This is a genomic window from Rhodopseudomonas sp., from assembly GCF_048594845.1.
Classification (GTDB): domain Bacteria; phylum Pseudomonadota; class Alphaproteobacteria; order Rhizobiales; family Xanthobacteraceae; genus Rhodopseudomonas.
The window spans coordinates 45,007-65,143 of sequence record NZ_JBMDXE010000161.1 but is presented as its reverse complement, the minus strand read 5'-3'; the positions used below and the strand labels follow the sequence as shown (position 1 = coordinate 65,143).

The following is a 20,137-nucleotide window of genomic DNA, read 5'->3' as shown; positions in this document are numbered from 1 at the left end:
ATACGGCTCATCTGGCCGGCGCCAACGCCAACCGTGGCGAGGTCCTTCGCGTAAACAATCGTGTTCGACTTGATGTGCTTCGCGACACGAAACGCGAATTTCAGATCGCGCAGTTCGGCCTCGGTCGGCTGCCGCTTGGTGACGACCTTGAGCGCCATGTCGTCGACCACCGCATTGTCGCGCGACTGCACCAAGAGACCACCGGCGACGGTCTGGTAGGTCAGCCCAGTCGCGCGCGGATCGGGCCGCGAGCCGGCGAGCAGCAGCCGCAGATTCTTCTTCGCTGCGACGATCGCGATCGCCTCGTCGGTCGCGTCCGGCGCGATGATCACTTCGGTGAAGATCTCGGTGATGGCGCGCGCGGCTTCGGCATCGAGGGTGCGGTTGAGCGCCACAATGCCGCCGAACGCCGAAACGGAATCGCAGGCCAGCGCCTTCTGGTACGCGTCGAGCAGGCTCGCGCCCTCGGCGACGCCGCAGGGATTGGCGTGCTTGACGATGACGCAGGCCGCGGTGCGCTTCGCATCGAACTCGCCGACCGCCTCATAGGCGGCGTCGGTGTCGTTGATGTTGTTGTAGGACAGTTCCTTGCCCTGCACCTGGCGCGCGGTGGCGACGCCGGGGCGCTTCTCCGGCGTGGCGTAGAACGCTGCCTTCTGATGCGGGTTTTCGCCGTAGCGCAGCGACTGCAGCAGCCGGCCGCCGATCGCGCGGAAGTCCGGCGCGTCGAGCTCGAGCTGCAGCGCGAACCAGTTGGAGATCGCTGCGTCGTAAGCCGCGGTGCGCGCATAGGCCTTGGCGGCGAGACGCTTGCGCAGAGTGAGCGTAGTGGCGCCGTTGTTAGCAGCGAGTTCGTCGAGCACGGCCTGATAATCGCTGGCCTCGACCACCACGGCGACGTCGTCGTGGTTCTTGGCGGCAGCGCGGATCATCGCCGGGCCGCCGATGTCGAGGTTCTCGATGCAGTCCTCGTAGCCGGCGCCTTTGTCGACGGTGGCTTCGAACGGATACAGATTGACGACGAGCAGATCGATCTGCGCGATGCCGTGGTCGGCCATCGCCTGCTTGTGCTCGGCATTGTCGCGGATCGCCAGCAGGCCGCCATGCACCTTGGGATGCAGCGTCTTGACGCGGCCATCCATCATCTCCGGGAAGCCGGTGAGATCGGAGACGTCCTTCACCGGCAGGCCGGCAGCCGCGATCGCTTTCGCGGTGCCGCCGGTGGACACGAGATCGACGCCGTGGCCGACCAGCGCACGGGCGAAATCGATCAGGCCGGTCTTGTCGGAAACGGACAGCAGGGCGCGGGTGACGCGGCGGGGAGTCGGACTCATGGGCAGGATCCTCTTGGGTGAAGGAAACAAATGCCCAGGCGCGCGGCAGATCCATTCCGCGCTTCCCGATGGTGCTCCATCCTTGGTCGCCAGTCGCGCGAAACGCCGTCTGGTTAGCAGTTTTCGCCGAACGCGACAACGGCGACCAAGGTTGCTGGCCGCGCAGGTCGGACCTGCATCGCGCGCGGACGACCGTCAGCGCACCGGCATGCTCAGCACGAAGCGGGTCTCCTGCGCGGTCGAGCTTGCGGCGAGCGTGCCGCCATGCGCGCGGGCAATTTCCGATGCGATGTACAGGCCGAGGCCGAGCCCCTGTTTGGCCGGCTCGGCTTCGCCGCGATAGAACGGCTGAAACAGCCGCTTCAGCGCCGCCTCGGGGATCGGCTCGCCGGCGTTGCAGACCGCGAGTTCGAACCGCTCGGCATCGGAGCGGGCGAGCACCCGGACCGGCCGATCCGCTGCCCCATAGGCGACCGCGTTGGCGAGCAGATTGGACAACAGCTGAGCGATGCGGCCGGCGTCGCAGGTCACCGGGACGGCGAGATCGGCCTCCAGCTCGATCCGGCGCTCCGGCGCGGCCGCGCGTATTTCGCACACCACCTGCTCGACCACCGGCAGCATCGGCTGCGCGATACGGTCGCGCAGCGACAGGCCGTCGCCGAGCCGGCCGCGCGCCAGATCCATCACGTCGTCGATCAGGCCCGACATCCGCGTCACCGCGTTGCGCATCAGCCCCAGCACCTCGGCGGCGCGCCCCGGAGACCTTTCCAGCACGCGGGTGCCGGCGTCGATCGCCGCGAGCGGATTGCGCAGATCATGGCCGAGCACCGCGATGAACTGCTCGCGCAGTTCGGCGGTCTGGCGCTCGTCGAGCAGCCGCGCTTCCGACGTCTGCAGCCGGTCGAGCGCGTCCAGATGAATGCCGATCAGCTCGGCGAACAGCTTGAAGGTGGTGGTGACCTGCGGCGTGTTGAGAATCGCCGGTCGCGGGTCGATCGCGCACAGCGTGCCGAACATCTCGCCGTTCGCCCGCATGATCGGCACCGAGATATAGCTCTGAAAGCCGTATTGGGCCGGCGTGTGGTGATGGCGAAACAGCTCGTCTTCGGCGACGTGGTCGATCACTACCGCCCGATGGCTCTGACGGATTTCGTGGCAGATCGTGGTCTCGAGCTGCAGCTCGCCGCCCGGCACCAGGCCGAACGCGATCTCGTCGCGGACCGCGCAGCATACCCACTTGCTTTCGGTCACGCGTGCGACGGCCGCGAACCCCATCCCGGTGGTACGGCAGACGACCTCCAGAATCCGCGGTACGGCGTCGATCCGCTGCACAGCGTCAATATCGGCCTGAATGCCGTCCTGCATCTCTCTCGCTTGCCGGTTCCGATCCCGGATCCAGGGCTACCGCGGACGGATGGCAATTACCATCGGGAATCTACAGAGGCAGTTCCGGCTCCCGGCGGGCCGCGCGGCGGGCGCTCGTGGCCTGGGGCGAGGAACTGGAGCGGATGAAGCTCCAGCGCACACTCGGCGCTTCGATCGAATTCTGCCGGACCACGATCTGGGCCGAGCGTCGCGGGCCGTCATTGCCGGCCAGAAATACGCTCTCTTCCAGCTCCACCTTGTCGTCTGCGGCCTCGAAGGTCCACACCTCACGGTTGGGCAGCACCAGCATTACGCCTTTGGCGTCGCTGAGCCGGCTGGCCTTGACCTGCGGATGCAGATGGAAGCGCAGCGCGTAATCGGCCTGTGCGGCGCGGTGGCGGCCGCCTTGCGCCGGCGTCAGCGTATCCTCGCCATCGACCCGGCTGCCGTCGTGCTTCACCATGATGACGCGCTGGTGCAGCACGCCGAACCCGTCGCGGTAGCCGTCGTGCGAGGTGGTGAGCAGCACGCCGTTCGCGACCTCTTCGCGCCGATTTTCGACATGGCTCGGCCCGCTGACGATCGGCGCGCCCTGCAGCAGTTTCTTCATCGCCGAACGCTCGACGAAGCTGCAGGACGAGGTGTCGTGGCAGGTGACGGTGGAATGCGCCGGCGTGGAACGGGCGAACGCGCGCCAGCTCTCGCGATTGGTGCCGGGCATGCCGCAATTGATGACGATGCGGGTTGGGCCGGACGATAGTTCGAACGACAGGCAGCCGGCATGCGCATCCTGACTGACGTTCGGCGGCGGCGGCAGCCCGGCATCGACGATGACCAGCGTCGGGCCGGCGTCGATCCGCTGGTAGCCGGAATGCGGCATGCTGGCCATCGGCGTGCCGTGGCTGTCGTCATAGGCCAGCAGCGTCGCCAAGAGATCCGACGGCGTCGCACTCATGCCGTTGAACAGCGCGATGGCGCCGTCGCCGTGGCGGAAGAACCGCAGCATCGGCATCATCCGGTCGATCGCGTTCAGCAGCGCCGGCGGCGGCGCGATGTTGCGCGCCGCAAAGGTCTGGCGCAGCGGCAACAGATCGATCAGCAGTTCGATCAGCGCGCCGGGATTGCGCGAGACGTGACCGCCGTCGGGCAGGATCTGACGCTGCAATTCGTCCGACAGCCGCTTGGTGGCCCCGCGGATGTTGCGGGCCTGGTTGGCGAGGCACAACGACGCGTAGCACAGCGCGACCGAGACCTGCAGCCGCGGGACACCGTCCGAGACGTCGAGCAGCGCGTGGCGCAGCGCACGGATCTCGCGAGTCAGTCCGCGCAGATAGCGGCGATAGAATTTGCCGTCGGTGTCGGACAGCACCAGCGGCGCCTGCGACAGCAGCGAAATCACGCGCCGGGCGGTGACTTCCGGACGACGGCCGACCGGGCGGTGGCGCGCCATGTTGCCGAGCCAGTCGTCAACCAGCGAGCGGGCATTGGCGCGCGTGATGGCGGTGTCGGCGGCCCGCAGATGGCGCAGCCAGCCGAATCCGAACAAGGCGGCTTCCCAGTCGTCCGACGGCGGCTCGATGTCGAAGATCGAGCGGCCATGCGAGGTGACGATCTTGCCGGCGAACACGAAGCGACCCGCATAGATCTCGGCCGCGCGGGTGGCGTCGGCCGTGCGCAGATCGTGTGGGGCGATGATCAGCCGGTCGGTGCGACCCGGCCACAGCCGCGTCAGCGCCGCCGAACCGCCGGACGCACGCGCCACCATGGTCCGCGCGAAGCGGCCCACGACCAGGCTCGAGATCCGTCGGCGGTGAGCGGACGACACGATTGCTAGGGCTCCCGGTTCATGGCCCGCATCGGCTTTATGCGATCGTCGACCAGAGATTTTCAGATTCAACAAGGCGTCGACGACCTTCGCGCGCCAGGACGCAGTCGATGAAGCCAGCTCTGATTGAAACAGCTCTGAGGACATCTGCGCAGCGGACACGAAAGGATGTTGTGAACCAAAGCAACCTCGGATTAACGAAAATTCGTTTCGAATCCTTTTAGTCCGGAATCGGCCACCGCACACCCTGCCGTTGGGCTGGGTGTGGACGGACGATGTCCGGAGGCGCCGCGCGATCCGCGCGGCAGTTTCTTTTCCGAGAGATTACAGAGACTTCGTCAGCCGGGCCGCGAAGAAACCATCGACGCCGGCGAGCCGCGGATCGGCATGCGGCAAGTGTGACGGCAGCGTGCGCACATCACCCTCGGGGGTGATGAATTCGGACAGGCCGGCAACCTCCTCGGCCGCCACCGGGACGCGGCGCATGGCGGGCTCTTCGGCGAGCAGCTTGGCGATCGCCTGTTCGCCCTCTTCCGACTCCAGCGAACAGGTGCAATAGACCAGCGTGCCGCCGGGCCGCAGCAACGCGGCCGCCTTGTGCAGCAAGCGGTTCTGTACCGCCGCCAGCGCGCCGATGTCGGCCTCCTGCTTCAGCCAGGCAACGTCGGGATGCCGACGAATCGTCCCGGTCGAGGCGCAGGGCGCGTCGACCAGCACGCCGTCGAAACTGCCCGGCGCATCGGCTCGCCATTCGGTGGCATCGGCCACGCCGGTCTCCGCTTCAAGCGACAGCCGCGCCAGATTTTCCCGCAGCCGCGCCACCCGCGCGGGCGAACGGTCGATCGCGCTGACGCGCGCGCCCGCCTGCGCCAATTGCGCGGTCTTGCCGCCCGGCGCGGCGCACAGATCGGCCACCGCCTTGCCGGCGAGATCGCCGAACAGCCGCGCCGGCAGCGCGGCGGCGGCGTCCTGCACCCACCATTGGCCATCGTCGAAGCCGGGTAGCATCTTCACCGAGCCCTGCAGCAGCGTCCGCACCGTGCCGGTCGGCAGCTTCTCGCCATACAGCCGGCCGGCCCAATGGTCAGGGTCGGACTTCACCGTGATGTCGAGCGACGGCTCGTGACTGATCGCCACCGCGATCGCGCGCGCAGCCTCCTCGCCGTAATGCGCGCTCCAGCGCGCCATCAGCCAGGCCGGCACATCGAGCGCCTGGCCGGCGACTTCATCGACCAGCGGCTGGCCCTCGCGGGCGCAGCGCCGCAACACGGCATTGACCAGGCCGGTATATTTGGCTCCACGGCGGTCCGACTGCACCAGCCGCACCGAAAGATCGACCGCCGCATGATCCGGCACGTCCATCCACAAAATCTGCGCCGCCCCGATCAGCAGCGCGCTGCGCGCCCGCGGCGCATCGGTCGGAACGCCCCGGTCGAGCATTTTCGCCAGCACATGATCGAGCGTGCCGAGCCGGCGCAGGATCGTCGCCACGAGCCGGCGCATCAGCGCGCGGTCGCGGTCCGCCAGCGTCTTAAGTCCCGGATGCGCAGCCGGCCCCTCGAGCTGTTCGTCGAGCGTGCGGCGCTTGCCGAGTACACCATCGAGAATGTCGGCGGCGACCCGGCGAGCGGCCAGACCCGGCACTTCGGACGGCTGGGCGAATCTTTGAGCGGGCATGGGGGAAAGGTATCACACTGGAGGAAGGAAGCGGCGCGCTCTGTGAAGCGGCGCCGGACAGAGATGGCAGGCGAATATGCCGATTCTAAGAATCGCCACAGCCTGGATGTTGCGCCTGAGGATAACGGGACTTAGATCGCGCAGACGACGAAAGGCCGAGCCATGACCGACGCTGATCCCAAGACCCCGCCCGCCACTCCCGAAGCTCCTCGCAAGGAATTGCCGGAGGCGGCCAAGCGTGCGCTCGCCGAAGCCGAAGCTCGCCGTGTCGAAGCGGCCCGGCATGCCGAAGCCCGCGCCAAGGAGTTCCAGGGCCCGAAAGGCCCCGAGCCGACCCGCTTTGGCGATTGGGAAGTGAAGGGCATCGCGTCGGATTTCTGACTGCCGTTCGCACCAGAGCCGCAGCTCCCCACCTGCGAACATTTTGCCGGAACGCAACATCTGAAATCGACAATCGTCGATCCCTGCTCGCGGGCTCCGACTCGCGCTAACGTCGGACCATGTCCTTTCGCCCCAAACCCAATCGCGTTCCCATCGCGCGCCTGCCTTGGCGCGGGCGGATGTCGACGATTCTGCCATGGGTGTTCGTGCTCGGCATCGCGGCCGGAACGATGCTGCCGGCGCGGCACTGGATCCATTGGCCATGGGGCACGCCACCGATCTCGCGGGCCAATCCGGAAGACGCCGAAACGGTGTGGCGGCGCGCCGGCAATCCGACCGTCCGCCATCCGGTCGACGTGCTGTACACGATCGACGGCGACACCTTCGAGGCGCGGGTGCACATGCTACCCGGCCACGACCTCGTCACCCGCGTGCGGCTGCGCGGCATCGACGCGCCAGAGCTGAAGGCGCAATGCGCCAAGGAACTGCAACTCGCCGAAGCCGCGAAGGACGCATTGCGCAACCTGCTGCGCCAGGGCGAGGTGGCGATCTACAATATCGGTCCCGACAAATACGAAGGCCGCGTCGTCGCCGACGTTGCGACGAAGCGCACGCCGAGCGTGTCAGCCGCCCTGCTTGAAGGCGGCTACGCGCGCGCTTACGGCGGCGGTCACCGCGAGGGGTGGTGCGGGACACGGTAGTTAGTACGTAGTACGCGGCGTCTGCGCGGCGGACCCGAGCCGCTCACCCCGCGGGCTTCTCCCGCAATCGTCATTCCGGGGCGCGCGAGCGTCAGCTCGTGCGAACCCGGAATGACGATGGTCGGGGCACGGTCTGTCGTTCAACAACTGCGAGATTCCGGGTTCGCTCGCTGCGCGAACGCCCCGGAATGACGTCGTTGGGCGTCAGCCCTTATTGCTTTCCAGCTTCGGAATGTGCGTGCCTTCGCCGGCCGACAGCAGACCGCTCTTGGCGTAGAGGCCGAGCTTGGTGCGGGTGTCGGCGATGTCGAGGTTGCGCATGGTGAGCTGGCCGATGCGGTCGGCCGGGGTGAACGGCGCGTCCTCGACCTTCTCCATGCTCAGCCGCTCCGGCGCGTAGGTCAGGTTCGGGCTCTGCGTGTTGACCAGCGAGTAGTCGTTGCCGCGGCGCAGCTCCAACGTGACCTCGCCGGTGATGGCGCGCGCGACCCAGCGCTGCGCGGTCTCGCGCAGCATCAGCGCCTGCGAGTCGAACCAGCGGCCCTGATACAACAAGCGGCCGAGCTTCATGCCGTTGATGCGATACTGCTCGATGGTGTCTTCGTTGTGGATGCCGGTGACCAGCCGCTCATAGGCGATGTGCAGCAGCGCCATGCCGGGCGCCTCGTAGATGCCGCGGCTCTTGGCTTCGATGATGCGATTCTCGATCTGGTCGCTCATGCCGAGGCCGTGACGCCCGCCGATCGCGTTCGCTTCGTAGAACAACGCGACGGCGTCGCTGAAGGTCTTGCCGTTGAGCGCGACCGGCTGGCCTTCCTCGAACCGCACGCTGACAGTCTCGGCCTTCACCGCGCAATCGTCGCGCCAGAAGGGCACGCCCATGATCGGATTGACGATCCTGATGCCGCTATCGAGGTGCTCGAGGTCCTTGGCTTCGTGGGTGGCGCCGAGCAGATTGCTGTCGGTCGAATACGCCTTCTCGGCGCTCATCTTGTAGGCGAAGCCGTTGGCGGTCATGAACGCCGACATCTCGGCGCGGCCGCCGAGTTCGTCGATGAACTGCTGATCGAGCCACGGCTTGTAGATGCGCAAGCTGGGGTTGGTCAGCAGGCCGTAGCGATAGAATCGCTCGATGTCGTTGCCCTTGTAGGTCGAGCCGTCGCCCCAGATGTTGACGCCGTCTTCCTGCATCGCCGACACCAGCATGGTGCCGGTGACGGCGCGGCCTAGCGGGGTCGTATTGAAATAGGTGAGGCCGCCGGTCGAGACGTGAAAGGCGCCGGCCTGGATCGCCGCGATGCCTTCGTGCACGAGTTGGGTCCGGCAGTCGACCAAGCGGGCCTTCTCGGCGCCGAACTCCATCGCCTTGCGGGGGATCGCGTCGTAATCGGCCTCGTCGGGCTGCCCGAGGTTTGCCGTATAGGCGAACAACTTGGCGCCCTTCTGCTTCATCCACAGCAGCGCCGCGCTGGTGTCGAGCCCGCCCGAGAACGCGATACCGACGTTGTCGCCCTTGGGCAGGCTTTTCAGGATGGTGGTCATGGACATTCCAATCGGCTGGGGCGGGGTTTGGCTGCGCGCATACCAAACTTCGTGCCGCCGGGCACGCGTTTAATCGCTGGTATTGGGGTCTAGACGGCTGGCGCCGGGCCGACGTCGTGGCCGCGGCGCTTTTGCCGCCAACGGTACAGCGGCCAGAATGCGCGGGTCAGGGCGGCGTCGACGCGTTCGTCCGTGGTCCGGCTCCAGGCCCAACGGTAAATCAACGCATAGAGCAGCCAGATCACCAGGAAGGTCACCAACCCGGCGATCGCCACGTCGGTGAAGAAGTGCCCGCCGAACGCCATGCGAAGCCCGCTGGTGACGGTGCCGAACACGAAGGCGGCGGCGTAGGCGTAGGGCCGGACCGCGGGCGGGGCCAGCGCGGCCGGCGCAAAGGTCCAGTAGGCGGTGGCGCCCTCGCCGGAGAAGAACGAGCAATTCTTCGGGCAGGCGCCGCGCGGATCCCACCACGCCTTGAACTGCCACGGGCCGTTGAACTCGGCCACCGCGGCAGGGCGCGGCCGGCCCCAATGGGTCTTGAAGGTCAGGTTGGTGAGAATGCCGGCCGCCAGAATGATGCTGATCAGCAGGAACGCCATGGTGCGCCCCTTGACCAGCAGCGGCTTGTCCGGCCGCACCATCTTGACCACGAAGGCGACCAGCGACGGCGCCGCTAACGCCCAGGCGATCCACATCGCCGCATCGCGCGAGAACGCCGCGAGGCCGACGGAACTCATCGGGAAGCGCCTGGTCGCAGGGTCGTAGAACAGCGCCGCGAGCTTCATGTCGAGCTCCGGATAGAGCCCGAACAGCAGCCCGATCACGGCAAACAGCGCCAGCGCGATGACAAGTCCGGTCCGGTTCATGGCGGGGGTTTAGCCGAGGCGGTCGGGGATGAAAAGCCGGCGCGACGCTAGGCTGCAGGCGGCGGCGCCGCCGGCGGTGATTGCGGCGGCCGCGACGGTTGCGGCGGCGCGGGTCGTGGCGCGTACGGCCGCGGCGGATCACGCCACAGCCCGGCGGTGCGACCGGCGATCAGCCAATATACCAGGCCGCCGACGATGCCGGCGCCGGTCAGGATTTCGAGATGCCGCCGGACGATGCCGTCGAAATGCAGCGTCGCCGGATCGAACGGCACCAGCCCGAGATAGCAGCCGACCCCGACAAGGCCGCCGCCGATCGCATAGGCCAGCGCGCTGCGGATCGAGAACGCCTCGGTGATCAACACCACGATCAGCGCCGGCACCAGCGCGAAGCCGGACACGAAGATGAAGCCGAAGCCGAGCACGATGTTCATCGTGTCCTGATCGAGCGGCGCGTCGGTGAGCGCGCTGATCTCGGGAAACAGCATCGCCCCGACCACGATCACGCCTGCCGCCAGCGAGGCGAACAGGAAGCCGAACGCGATCGCGAACAAGTGGCCGATCAGCGACATGGCGCGGCCTTGCGTGTGGCCAAGGCGTGGATGGCCGGGACGAGCCCGGCCATGACGGCGGGCGCAAGGCACGAAGTCCTCGTCCTGAGGAGCGGCCGCTTGGCCGCGTCTCGAAGGACGAGCGCCACAAGCTCATGGTTCGAGACGGCGCTGACGCGCCTCCTCACCATGAGGGCCGAGGCGAGAAGCGCGCACATCAATCCGTCATCGCCATGGCGCGGAGCGCGTCGCGCTCGCGGACCGACAGCTTTTCCGTCTCGCTCTTGAGCTGCCCGCAGGCGGCGAGAATGTCGCGGCCGCGCGGGGTGCGCACCGGCGAGGAGTAGCCGGCGTTGAAGACGTATTCGGAGAACTTCTCGATCTGGTCCCAAGCCGAGCACTCGTATTTCGAGCCGGGCCACGGATTGAACGGGATCAGGTTGATCTTGGCCGGGATGCCCTTGAGCAGTTGCACCAGCCGCCGCGCATCGTCGAGCGAGTCGTTGACGCCCTTCAGCATCACATATTCGAAGGTGATGCGGCGCGCGTTGGAGGCGCCCGGATAGTCGCGGCAGGCCTGCAGCAACTCCTTGAGAGGATACTTCCGATTGAGCGGCACCAACTCGTCGCGCAGTTCGTCGCGCACCGCGTGCAGCGAGATCGCCAGCATCACGCCGATCTCGTCGCCGGTGCGCTTGATGTTCGGCACCACGCCCGACGTCGACAGTGTCACTCGCCGCCGCGAAATGCCGATGCCTTCGTTGTCGGTGACGATCAGCAGCGCGTCGCGCACCGCGTCGAAATTGTACAACGGCTCGCCCATGCCCATCATCACGATGTTGGTGACGAGGCGGTTGCCGTTCGGCGTCTCGCGGTCAATCCAGTCGTTAAGTCGGTCGCGCGCTACCATCACCTGGCCGACGATCTCGCCGGGCGTGAGGTTACGAACCAACCGCTGCGTGCCGGTGTGACAGAACGAGCAGTTCAGCGTGCAGCCGACCTGGCTGGAGACGCACAGCGTGCCGCGGTCGGTCTCGGGGATGTAGACGCACTCGACCTCGTGGGCCTTCTGCGCATCATTGCCGCTCGGCAGCCGCAGCAGCCATTTGCGAGTGCCGTCGGCGGAGATCTGCTCGGCAACCACTTCGGGCCGGTCGACGGTGAAATGTTCGGCGAGCTGCGCGCGCATCTCCTTGGAGACGTTGGTCATCTCCGCAAAATTCTTGGCGCCGCGGACATACATCCAGTGCCAGAGCTGCTGCGCCCGCATCTTGCGCTGCGGCGGCGCCACGCCGATGGCACCGAGCTTGTCGGCAATCTCGGCCCGCGACAGCCCGACCAACGACGGCTTGGCCGGCGGCACGTAGGTTTCGAGCGGGGTCTTTTCCAGCACGGCGGCGGCAAGGGTCATGGCGGTCCGGTTCAGGCGGGCGGCAGGCCCGCAACAAGCACAGCATCCTCATCCTGAGGAGCAGCCGAAGGCCGCGTCTCGAAGGACGAGATCGGTCACAATCTCATGGCTCGAGACGCCCGCTGACGCGGGCTCCTCACCACGAGGCACCGACGCGGGCAACCCGCGTCTCAAAATCATCTGTCAGATAAGGCTTTTTCGCCGTTCTGCAAAGCCGCGAATCGCGGCAGCGGGCCAGCGCGCCGCGCTCAGCCGCCGCAGTTCTGCGCCACCTTGTCGAGCGCCTGGGCGAGACCCTTGAGCGAAAACACGTCGGTGGTGGCGGTTCCCTTGGCCGAGACACCCTTGACGGTGACCTCGCCCGACTTCCGCAACGCCTCGACCAGCCGGTCTTCCTCGGCGGCGTTCTTGATCCAGATGCCGTCGCCCTGCGTGTACATCGCAAACGAGGCGCCGCCGACTTCCATGGTCGATTCCGAGCCCGGCTTCAGCGGATAGCCGATCATCACCGAGACCTCGTTGACGACCTTCTCGGACGGACGGGTCGAAATGAACGCATAGGCCGGATCGCGCGGCCGGTTCGCCGGCGTGGTCTTGGACGACGACGGCTTGGCGAGCACGAAGCAGACCTTCTTGCCGCCCGGCGCCGCCATGTAGGCGCCCCAGGTGCCGAACTGGCCGATCAGGGTCGGCTCGGCCCCGACGCTGCCGGTGGCCGCGGGACGGGCCTCGGAGGCCGACGACTTTCCCTTCGAAGCAGGAGCCGCCATCGCGACGCTCGCAGCGCCGCATCCCACCAGTCCCGCCATCGCGGCAATCAGCATTCGCCTCAGGTTCATGGGCAAGTCTGGTCCCTTATCATTGTGACTGCAAAATGGCCTGCGGCCAGCGGCTGTTCACGTCACCCGGAATAGCCGCGCGGGACGATTCGGAAAAGCCGCCGAGCCGCTGCTTTGCGGTGCTTTTCGGCGTGTCGCAGGTAGCTGCCGTACGTTCAGGATTTTGCCCGCGCCGCGCGATGTGCCGCCCAGTCGGCTTCGCTCCAGGCGAGCAGATCCTCAGCGCCGGAGGAGCGCAGATGCGCGCCGCCATCCTGCACCACCATCTCGCCGGTGATGAAGCCGGCGCGGTCCGAGATTAGAAAGCTGGCGAGATCGGCGAGTTCGTCGTGGCCGCCGACGCGGCCGATCGGCGCACGCGACGCCGGATCGGCGCTGCGGCCTTGCGGCTGCAGCTGCGCGGAGGCGCCGGGCGTCGGAAAGGCCCCGGGCGCGATCGCCACGGTGCGGATGCGCTTGCTCCCCCACTCCACCGCAAGGCTCTTGGTCATCGCCAATAGGCCGGACTTGGCCATTGCGGACGGCACCGTGAAGGCGCGGCCGGTGATGGTCGAGGTCGACAGAATACTGAGCACCACGCCGGGACGCTGCGCTTCGATCCAGCGACGGCCGGCGCCGAGCGTACAATACAGCGCGCCGTGCAGCGTCGGTCCGAGAATCGCGTCGGCGGCGCGTGCCGACAGATGCTCGGTCTGGGCGATGAAGGTCGCGGCCGCGTTGTTGACCAGCACGTCGATCGGCGCCTCGCGCCAGATCGCGTCGAGCATCGCCTCGACCGCGTCGGCGTCACGAATGTCGCAACGCTGCGTCGCCACCTCCGCGCCGTTTGCACGCAGCTCAGTGGCGACATCCTGCAGCATCTGCTCGCGCCGCCCGCACAGCACCAGCGACGCGCCGAGCCCGGCAAACCGCCGCGCCATCGCGGCGCCGAGCCCCGAGCCGCCGCCAGTGATCAGGATGCGCTTGCCCGCGAGCAGCCCGGCCTCGAACATCGCGCATCTCCCTTGATTGCCCGTGAAGCGGAATTCGCTTGCGTAGTCCCGCATCTCGACGTCATGCCCGGACTTGATCCGGGCATCCATCTTCTTCGAAACCGGATGGATTGCCGGGTCAAGCCCGGCAATGACGAGGCGGAAAATGCGCAGAGCCCAAAACCGATTGTCCGTCGCGGCCAAATCCGGCACAACGGCACGCAATCACAAACCTCGTACCCTGGGTGGATACATGAAGGCGATTCTCTGCCGGCAATATTGCGGTCCCGACGAGCTCGACTATGCCGAGCTTCCTGATCCGGTTGCTGGCCCGGGCGAAGCGGTGATCGCCATCAAGGCGGCGGCGCTGAATTTCTTCGACATCCTGATGATCCAGGGCAAGTACCAGATCAAGCCGCCGTTCCCGTTCTCGCCGGGCGCCGAAGTCGCGGGCGTGATCGAGAGCGTCGGTGAAGGTGTCACCGATCTGAAACCGGGCGACCGCGTCGCGGCGTCCTGCGGCCACAACGGCGCGCGCGAGAAAATCGCGCTGCCGGCCGCCTCGATCGTCAAGATTCCCGACAATCTCGACTACGACCGAGCTGCCGGCATCTTCATCATCTACGGCACCGCGCTGCATGCGCTGGAAGATCGCGCCAGCCCGAAGCCCGGCGAGACGCTGGCGGTGCTCGGCGCCGCCGGTGGCACCGGCCTCGCGGCCTGCGAACTCGGCAAGCTGATGGGCCTCAAGGTGATCGCCTGCGCGTCGTCCGACGAGAAGCTGGAATTCGCCAAGCAGCACGGCGCCGAGTTGGGGCTGAACTACGCGAAGGAAGACCTCAAGGAAGGGCTGAAGAAGCTGACCGGCGGCAAGGGCGTCGATATCATCTTCGATCCGGTCGGTGGCAGCTACGCCGAGGCGGCGCTGCGCTCGATCGCCTGGGAAGGCCGCTTCCTGGTGATCGGCTTCGCGGCCGGCGACATTCCGAAGATGCCGCTCAACCTCGCGCTGCTGAAGGGCTGCGACATCCGCGGTGTGTTCTGGGGCGCGTGGACGCGCATCAATCCAGAGAAGAACCGCGCCAATCTCGATAAGCTCGTCAAGTGGGCCGCCGAGGGCAAGATCTCGTCCCACGTCGACCGCACCTTCCCGCTGGCGCAAACCGCCGACGCCCTGAAGGTGCTCGCCGGCCGGCAGGCCATGGGCAAGGTGATCCTGCATCCGTAAGTAACAAGTCGCACGCGCGGCCTTCAATGCCGTGTCCCGGACTAGCGGCAGCGCGTCAGCGCTGCCGTGCCGATCCGGGACCCCGGTTTGAGGCCGACGGAACCGGGGCCCCGGATCAGCAGCGCACCGCTGCGCGGTCCGCTTTGTCCGGGGAACGAGTCTTGGACGTCGACGGGCTGACCCGAGCATTTGCTTTGCAGCCAGCGCGCGCCAGCAATCCCGGCAGCAGCGCTTCGGCGGCATGCGCGCCCGAAATCACCACCGCTTCGACGCCGGCGCCGATATTGCCGCCGCCGGCGATCACCAGGTTGCGGAGCGGGGTCTTCGAGCCCTTGAGTTGGCCGGCGCTCGACATGCCGTAGATCGAACCGGCGCTCGCCCAGTCATAGCGCGCATAGGTCACCGGGCTGGCGTCAGTGCGATACACGATGTGCTGCGACAGGTTCGGGATAACCGTTTCGGCGGCGGCGATCATGCGGTCACCGAATTCGCGCTTGCGGCGCAGATAGTCTTCGGACTGCCGCCATGCCTTATAGTCGTTGCCGCCGCCCTCCGACGGAAACCAGCTCTGCGCCTCTGCAAATGGCACCAGCGCGATCAACGACAGGATCGAATGCCCCGCCGGCGCGGCGGACGGATCGAGCCTCGACATCATCGCGATGCCGAGCTTCATCGGCGCATGCAGATGCGTGGAGGGGCCCAGTTCGGGGATGAAATCGACGCCCAGATGTACGCTGAAGCAGGAATTCGCCGGCGTGGCTTTGGCCATGTAGGTCCGGAAGTCGTCCGGCAGCGCGGATGGAGGCACCAGTTCGAGCAGTGTGCGCTTCAGATCTGCATTCGCCACCACGGCACGGGCCCGGACCGTTTCGCCATTGGCGAGCACCACGCCCGCGGCGCGTTGGTCCTCAACCAGGATCTCTCTCACCGCCGTCTTCAAACGCACTTCGCCGCCCCGCCCCTCGATCGCCTCGACAAGCGCGTCCGAGACGACGCTCGAGCCGCCGCGCGGATAGTAGCCGCCATGGAAGTAGTAACCGAAGATCGGCACCATCCGGGCGCAGGTGAACGACTCGCTGCCGTCGCCCATGTAGCCGGCCAGGCCGTTGATCACCGCCACGGCGGCGGGGTCGCGCACATGCGCGGCGACCAGGTCGGCAAACGGCCGGTTCATCCAGGTGTAGGCGTGGGGGTGCTGTCGCGGAAACGCCAGCAGTTCCTCGACCGTTGTCGGCGGCCCCGGGATGCCACCATTGCTGTCGCCGGTGGCGAACATGTCGTCGAGGATCGCCTTGATCTCGGCGAACAGCGTCGCAATGCCGGCGGCCGAGTCCAGAAACCGCGCGCCGAGCACGCGGACGTAATCGCGCCAGTCCGCCGGCACGTCGAGCAGGCCGGTCTCGGTTTGAAAGCTCTGGGTCACCCGCTCCCACACGATGCGGTCGGCAACGCCGAGCCGTTGCAGCAGGCGGTTGAACGGGCCGCCCGGATGCACGCCGGAGAAGTCGTGCGGACCGGCGTCGAATCGATACAACACCGGCCGTCCGCCATGATGCGCCTTACGCAGATAGCTGTGACAATAGCCGCCGGCGACGACGTGCTGCTCGAACACCTTGACCTTGAGCCCCGCATCGGCCAGCAGCGCGGCCGCGGTCAATCCGCCGATGCCGGCGCCGATCACCACGACGTCGCAATCGGCGGATGGATCGCTGTCGAACGACGGCGCGGGCCAGCGATAGGTCTCCCGAGCGGTAGCCATTCGTTGCAGCACCAGCCGGATTGCGAGCCTGGGCCCGAAGATCGACACCAGCGCCCCACCGGTGACGAGTGCGGTGATCACTTCGCTGGGCACGCCGGCGTAACGGCAGGCGGCGATGACTCCGAACAGGACGGCCCACAGCCCGGTGATGGCAGCGTTGACGAGGAAGAACTGCGGCGTGGCCGCATTCGACGGATAGGCCGCACGGGAGTAATCGGCCGTCCACGGCCGCCGCGCAATGAGGCTCGCGGCGCTGATCGCCGACAGGCCGGCAAATGACAGCCAAAGCGCGTGGGCGGCGGCAACGTCCGGCGCGATCAGCAGCAGCGCCGCAAGGCCGGCGAACAGCACGAGACCGCCGGATTCGAGCACGAACAGCTCACGGCGCCACAGACGCCAGGCATTGCCGGCCAGCGACAGCAGCAACCCGCACCAGATCGCGGCGCCCGGCAGGTGCAGCGCCAGCAGCGCCCAGAACACTGCGAATGGCACCAGTACCAGTTTGACGGTTAGGAAGGTCTTCATTGCAGCCTCCGCGCCTTGCCCAGCAGCCGGAAGTTTTCACGGCGCCGCGGGGTTGACGTCACCGCAACGCCCGGTACCATCAGGTACCAAATTCATATCACATCCGGTACCGATTGGTACCGGAATCTCCAGACCTGCGACCAACGGCACCAAGATGCTGGAAGACAACAAGAAAAACGATGATCCGCGGCGCAGCGCAATCCTGCAGGCGGCGTTCGACGTGTTCGTCGAGAAAGGCTTCGACGCGGCAACCACCGCCGAGATCGTGCGCCGGGCGAAGACCTCGAAGCGGACGCTGTACGCGTACTTCGCCAGCAAGCAGGACATCCTGGTGGCGCTGGTGCGCTACGGCAGCCAGAAGATGCAGCCCTCACCCGATTTGCCGGAGGCGCGAGACCGCACGCAATTTCTGGCCGTGCTGGAGATGTTCGGCCGCGGTTTCCTCACCGAGTTTCTCCACCCGGAGCGGACCGCGATGTATCGCTTGGCCATCGCCGAGGCCGGACGCGGCGGCGCGAGCGTGGCGCGCGAACTCGATGCCCACGGCCGGCAGCCGGTGATGCAGGCGGTGACGCGGTTCTTCGATCAGGCGGCCGCCCACGGCATCATCCGCCGTGACGACATCGGCATGCTGATCGGCGTGTTCTTCTCGGTGCTGATCGGCTTTTCACAGTTGCAGGCGCTGCTGGCGACCGATCCGCCACTCACAGCCGATGCGATCATCGAGCGCGCAGCACTGGCACGGCGCGCCATGGAACGCATGATGGAGACAGCTTGATGTGCCGCGAAAGTTTGCGACGCCTTACGCCTCGTCCTGCAGGCCGCGCTGGATCGCGGCGTGGGCGGCTTCGCGGTGCGCCGGGGTGATGTTGCTGGCAACCATGCGAAGCGCAGCCGCGAGTATCGCGGCGTCGTCGGTGAAGCCGAGCACCGGCAGGATGTCCGGCACGAAATCGAACGGCAGCACAAAATACGCGATGGCCCCGAGCAGCGCGACCTGGACATGCCGCGGCGTCTGGCGGTCGAACGCGCAATAATATGCCGCGAGGATATCCTCGGCGAACGGAAGATGCGCAGCGACGCGCTTGATCTTGTGCCAGAACCGTCGGCGCAGCGTTTCGGGATCCTGCGCGAGCTTGTCGGCCGGCTCGAACCCAACACTATGTTCCGTCGTCATCGCGTCCCTCCGCGCCCGCGGAATTTCACCTGAGCGACCAGGGATGTGGGGTCGCATGGGCGCCGCCGCAAGCAGCGTCAGGCCACGCCAAGCTGAGCTGCGATCGCATTCATCGCTTCGGCGAGCGCCACGTCGCGGCGGGTGACACCGCCGGCGTCGTGGGTGGTCAGCACGACTTCGACCGTCTTGTAGACGTTGCGCCATTCCGGATGGTGGTCATTCTTCTCGGCGACGAGCGCCACGCGCGTCATGAAGCCGAACGCCTCGTTGAAATCCCTGAACGTGAAGGTCCGGACGATCGCATCGCGCCCCTCTGCGTCCTGCCAACCAGTCAGCGCCTGCAAGGCGGCCTGCCGTTCCGTCGCCGTCAATCGCTCCACCATGTCGTCTCCTCACGTCAACGTTATCAGGCGCGCGTCGCCCGCGCCGAGTTCGCCACAAAGCCAAGGCCAAATACACCGGCCGCGTCGTCGTTCACCATATCGGTCGCGATGCGCGGAACGGAACTGACACCGGCCGCATTGGAACTGCTAACATGGGGTCCTGACCGGGGATGGAACACATGCGATTGTTCGCCCGGTCGACGGACGAGACCGAGTCGGTGGACCCTTTGCTACATAGCGCTCCGCGCCCCGTGCGCCGGAGAATGACGCTGATCTCGCTGGCCGCGATCCTCGCGCTGGTGGGCGCGTTGAGCGCAGGCTATTACTTTGCGATGCGTCCGGCGACGCTGAAGATCGCGGTCGGTCCGCAGGGCAGTGACGATGTCCGGCTGATCCAGGCCCTAGCGCAGGTGTTTTCCCGCGAGCGCAACACAGTACGGATGCGCTCGATCGTCACCGACGGTCCGGCGGCGAGCGCATCCGCGCTGCGCACCAACGCGGCGGATCTGGCGGTGATCCGCGGCGATCTGCCGGTGCCGCGCAACGCCCGCTCAGTGGCGGTGCTGCATAAGAACCTCGCGGTGCTGTGGGCCCCCGGACGCGCCGGCAGCAAGCGCAAGCCGGCCGGAGGCATTACCGAAATCACCCAGCTGGTCGGCAAGCGGGTCGGCGTGATAGGGCGCACCGAGGCCAATGCGGGGCTGCTGCGGGTGATTCTGCAGCAATACGGCGTCGATCCCGGCAAGGTGGAGAGCGTTCAGCTTGCCGTCGGCGATGTCGCCGACGCGGTGCAGAACCGCAAAGTCGATGCCTTCCTGGCCGCGGGCCCGTTGAACAGCAAAGTGATCAGCGAAGCGCTCGCGGCCACCGCGTCTTCGGGGCGCGAGCCGGTGTTCCTGGGCATCGATTCCTCGGAAGCGCTGGCCGCCAACCATCCGACCTACGAATCCGCCACGATCCCTGCGGGTGCCTTCGGCGGCGCGCCGGTGCGGCCCGGCGACGACATCAAGACGATCAGCTTTTCGCACTACATCGTGGCGCGCGACGGCGTGCCGGACAGCACCATCGCCAGCTTCACGCAGCAGCTGTTCACCGCGCGGCAAACCGTGATGACGGAAAATCCGCTGGCCGCAAAGATCGAGACGCCGGACACCGACAAGGACGCGGTGATCCCGGTGCAGCCCGGAGCCGCCGCCTATGTGGACGGCGACGAGAAGAGCTTCCTCGACCGCTACAGCGACCTGATCTGGTTCTCGCTGATGGGCCTGTCGGCGACCGGTTCGATCGGCGCCTGGTTCGCCAGCTATCTGCGCAAGGACGAACGCAACACCAACGTCTCGCAGCGCGACCGCTTGCTGGATATGCTGGCCACTGCGCGTCGCTGCGACTCCTGCGACGAGCTCGACGCGATGCAGACCGAGGCTGATGCCATCCTGCGCGACACGCTCGACTCCTATGAGAACGGCGCGATCGACAGCGCCGCGCTCACTGCCTTCAGCATCGCGCTGGAGCAGTTCCACAACGCCGTCGCTGATCGCAAGATGCTGCTCGCGGCGGAGCCGCCCACGCCGGCGATCCGCCCGGTACGGCCGCAGGCTGTGTGAG

The 20,137-nt window shown here is 66.9% G+C and carries 18 protein-coding genes and 1 riboswitch; of the genes, 5 read left to right on the top strand and 13 right to left on the bottom strand.

Features of this window, described 5'->3' with window-relative positions; all coding sequences use genetic code 11:
- From purH to ACOJTD_RS10210, 4 genes are all read right to left on the bottom strand, one after another.
- Nucleotides 1–1,334: bifunctional phosphoribosylaminoimidazolecarboxamide formyltransferase/IMP cyclohydrolase (gene purH / locus ACOJTD_RS10225; protein WP_420132809.1), on the bottom strand; the 1,334-nt coding region annotated here is incomplete at its 3' end.
- A gap of 25 nt (nucleotides 1,335–1,359) precedes the next feature.
- A riboswitch (ZMP/ZTP riboswitch) is annotated at nucleotides 1,360–1,441 on the bottom strand.
- An 88-nt stretch (nucleotides 1,442–1,529) separates the two neighbouring features.
- Complete coding sequence (locus tag ACOJTD_RS10220) at nucleotides 1,530–2,699, bottom strand: GAF domain-containing sensor histidine kinase (protein WP_420132808.1); 1,170 nt, start codon at nucleotides 2,697–2,699, stop codon at nucleotides 1,530–1,532.
- Nucleotides 2,700–2,769: 70 nt separating this feature from the next.
- On the bottom strand, nucleotides 2,770–4,524 hold the full coding sequence (locus tag ACOJTD_RS10215; RefSeq protein WP_420132807.1) for a heparinase II/III family protein: 1,755 nt from the start codon (nucleotides 4,522–4,524) through the stop codon (nucleotides 2,770–2,772).
- Nucleotides 4,525–4,848: 324 nt separating this feature from the next.
- Nucleotides 4,849–6,201 carry an RsmB/NOP family class I SAM-dependent RNA methyltransferase gene (locus ACOJTD_RS10210; RefSeq protein WP_420132806.1) on the bottom strand — a complete coding sequence of 451 codons (1,353 nt, stop codon included), beginning with the start codon at nucleotides 6,199–6,201 and terminating at the stop codon, nucleotides 4,849–4,851.
- Between the two features lie 162 nt (nucleotides 6,202–6,363).
- Between ACOJTD_RS10210 and ACOJTD_RS10205 the strand changes: the two genes are divergently transcribed.
- Together ACOJTD_RS10205 and ACOJTD_RS10200 are read left to right on the top strand one after the other, a co-directional pair.
- Nucleotides 6,364–6,582, top strand: coding sequence for a DUF1674 domain-containing protein (locus ACOJTD_RS10205; RefSeq protein ID WP_420132805.1), 219 nt, complete (start codon nucleotides 6,364–6,366; stop codon nucleotides 6,580–6,582).
- A 119-nt stretch (nucleotides 6,583–6,701) separates the two neighbouring features.
- Nucleotides 6,702–7,283: a thermonuclease family protein gene (locus ACOJTD_RS10200; protein WP_420132804.1), complete on the top strand. Its 582-nt coding sequence runs from the start codon at nucleotides 6,702–6,704 to the stop codon at nucleotides 7,281–7,283.
- Between the two features lie 204 nt (nucleotides 7,284–7,487).
- Here the strand turns inward: ACOJTD_RS10200 and argG are convergent, their stop codons facing one another.
- The 6 genes from argG to ACOJTD_RS10170 form a co-directional block, all read right to left on the bottom strand.
- Nucleotides 7,488–8,825: an argininosuccinate synthase gene (argG, locus tag ACOJTD_RS10195; protein ID WP_420132803.1), complete on the bottom strand. Its 1,338-nt coding sequence runs from the start codon at nucleotides 8,823–8,825 to the stop codon at nucleotides 7,488–7,490.
- An 89-nt stretch (nucleotides 8,826–8,914) separates the two neighbouring features.
- A complete protein-coding gene (locus ACOJTD_RS10190) occupies nucleotides 8,915–9,691 on the bottom strand; it encodes a phosphatase PAP2 family protein (RefSeq protein WP_420132802.1) in 777 nt (258 codons plus the stop codon).
- A gap of 47 nt (nucleotides 9,692–9,738) precedes the next feature.
- On the bottom strand, nucleotides 9,739–10,260 hold the full coding sequence (locus ACOJTD_RS10185) for a hypothetical protein (RefSeq protein WP_420132801.1): 522 nt from the start codon (nucleotides 10,258–10,260) through the stop codon (nucleotides 9,739–9,741).
- A gap of 196 nt (nucleotides 10,261–10,456) precedes the next feature.
- Nucleotides 10,457–11,650 (bottom strand): 23S rRNA (adenine(2503)-C(2))-methyltransferase RlmN, encoded by a 1,194-nt coding sequence (gene rlmN, locus ACOJTD_RS10180; RefSeq protein WP_420132800.1) that lies wholly within the window; start codon nucleotides 11,648–11,650, stop codon nucleotides 10,457–10,459.
- Between the two features lie 248 nt (nucleotides 11,651–11,898).
- Nucleotides 11,899–12,489 carry an invasion associated locus B family protein gene (locus ACOJTD_RS10175; protein ID WP_420132799.1) on the bottom strand — a complete coding sequence of 197 codons (591 nt, stop codon included), beginning with the start codon at nucleotides 12,487–12,489 and terminating at the stop codon, nucleotides 11,899–11,901.
- A 155-nt stretch (nucleotides 12,490–12,644) separates the two neighbouring features.
- Nucleotides 12,645–13,481 (bottom strand): SDR family oxidoreductase, encoded by an 837-nt coding sequence (locus ACOJTD_RS10170; RefSeq protein ID WP_420132798.1) that lies wholly within the window; start codon nucleotides 13,479–13,481, stop codon nucleotides 12,645–12,647.
- A gap of 232 nt (nucleotides 13,482–13,713) precedes the next feature.
- Here ACOJTD_RS10170 and ACOJTD_RS10165 point away from each other — a divergent pair, with 232 nt between their 5' ends.
- Entirely contained in the window at nucleotides 13,714–14,688 is a 975-nt protein-coding gene (locus ACOJTD_RS10165; RefSeq protein WP_420132797.1) for an NADPH:quinone oxidoreductase family protein, read from the top strand.
- Nucleotides 14,689–14,803: 115 nt separating this feature from the next.
- Here ACOJTD_RS10165 and ACOJTD_RS10160 read toward each other — a convergent pair whose 3' ends face one another.
- On the bottom strand, nucleotides 14,804–16,972 hold the full coding sequence (locus ACOJTD_RS10160) for a phytoene desaturase family protein (protein WP_420132796.1): 2,169 nt from the start codon (nucleotides 16,970–16,972) through the stop codon (nucleotides 14,804–14,806).
- A gap of 154 nt (nucleotides 16,973–17,126) precedes the next feature.
- On the opposite strand from ACOJTD_RS10160, the gene ACOJTD_RS10155 reads away from it, so the two are divergent.
- Complete coding sequence (locus tag ACOJTD_RS10155) at nucleotides 17,127–17,750, top strand: TetR/AcrR family transcriptional regulator (protein ID WP_420132795.1); 624 nt, start codon at nucleotides 17,127–17,129, stop codon at nucleotides 17,748–17,750.
- A 24-nt stretch (nucleotides 17,751–17,774) separates the two neighbouring features.
- Here the strand turns inward: ACOJTD_RS10155 and ACOJTD_RS10150 are convergent, their stop codons facing one another.
- Nucleotides 17,775–18,149 carry a YkvA family protein gene (locus ACOJTD_RS10150; RefSeq protein ID WP_420132794.1) on the bottom strand — a complete coding sequence of 125 codons (375 nt, stop codon included), beginning with the start codon at nucleotides 18,147–18,149 and terminating at the stop codon, nucleotides 17,775–17,777.
- Nucleotides 18,150–18,226: 77 nt separating this feature from the next.
- On the bottom strand, nucleotides 18,227–18,532 hold the full coding sequence (locus tag ACOJTD_RS10145) for a 4a-hydroxytetrahydrobiopterin dehydratase (protein ID WP_420132793.1): 306 nt from the start codon (nucleotides 18,530–18,532) through the stop codon (nucleotides 18,227–18,229).
- A 170-nt stretch (nucleotides 18,533–18,702) separates the two neighbouring features.
- On the opposite strand from ACOJTD_RS10145, the gene ACOJTD_RS10140 reads away from it, so the two are divergent.
- Nucleotides 18,703–20,136, top strand: coding sequence for a TAXI family TRAP transporter solute-binding subunit (locus ACOJTD_RS10140; RefSeq protein WP_420132792.1), 1,434 nt, complete (start codon nucleotides 18,703–18,705; stop codon nucleotides 20,134–20,136).
- Nucleotide 20,137 lies beyond the last annotated feature (1 nt).

Coding starts and splice junctions, on each gene's coding strand:
- ACOJTD_RS10175 (WP_420132799.1), bottom strand. CDS start 12,489: ATGAACCTGAGGCGAATGCTGATTGCCGCGATGGCGGGACTGGTGGGA.
- ACOJTD_RS10165 (WP_420132797.1), top strand. CDS start 13,714: ATGAAGGCGATTCTCTGCCGGCAATATTGCGGTCCCGACGAGCTCGAC.
- ACOJTD_RS10185 (WP_420132801.1), bottom strand. CDS start 10,260: ATGTCGCTGATCGGCCACTTGTTCGCGATCGCGTTCGGCTTCCTGTTC.
- ACOJTD_RS10190 (WP_420132802.1), bottom strand. CDS start 9,691: ATGAACCGGACCGGACTTGTCATCGCGCTGGCGCTGTTTGCCGTGATC.
- ACOJTD_RS10220 (WP_420132808.1), bottom strand. CDS start 2,699: ATGCAGGACGGCATTCAGGCCGATATTGACGCTGTGCAGCGGATCGAC.
- ACOJTD_RS10210 (WP_420132806.1), bottom strand. CDS start 6,201: ATGCCCGCTCAAAGATTCGCCCAGCCGTCCGAAGTGCCGGGTCTGGCC.
- ACOJTD_RS10170 (WP_420132798.1), bottom strand. CDS start 13,481: ATGTTCGAGGCCGGGCTGCTCGCGGGCAAGCGCATCCTGATCACTGGC.
- ACOJTD_RS10140 (WP_420132792.1), top strand. CDS start 18,703: ATGGAACACATGCGATTGTTCGCCCGGTCGACGGACGAGACCGAGTCG.
- ACOJTD_RS10155 (WP_420132795.1), top strand. CDS start 17,127: ATGCTGGAAGACAACAAGAAAAACGATGATCCGCGGCGCAGCGCAATC.
- ACOJTD_RS10200 (WP_420132804.1), top strand. CDS start 6,702: ATGTCCTTTCGCCCCAAACCCAATCGCGTTCCCATCGCGCGCCTGCCT.
- ACOJTD_RS10150 (WP_420132794.1), bottom strand. CDS start 18,149: ATGACGACGGAACATAGTGTTGGGTTCGAGCCGGCCGACAAGCTCGCG.
- ACOJTD_RS10145 (WP_420132793.1), bottom strand. CDS start 18,532: ATGGTGGAGCGATTGACGGCGACGGAACGGCAGGCCGCCTTGCAGGCG.
- ACOJTD_RS10205 (WP_420132805.1), top strand. CDS start 6,364: ATGACCGACGCTGATCCCAAGACCCCGCCCGCCACTCCCGAAGCTCCT.
- argG (WP_420132803.1), bottom strand. CDS start 8,825: ATGACCACCATCCTGAAAAGCCTGCCCAAGGGCGACAACGTCGGTATC.
- rlmN (WP_420132800.1), bottom strand. CDS start 11,650: ATGACCCTTGCCGCCGCCGTGCTGGAAAAGACCCCGCTCGAAACCTAC.
- ACOJTD_RS10160 (WP_420132796.1), bottom strand. CDS start 16,972: ATGAAGACCTTCCTAACCGTCAAACTGGTACTGGTGCCATTCGCAGTG.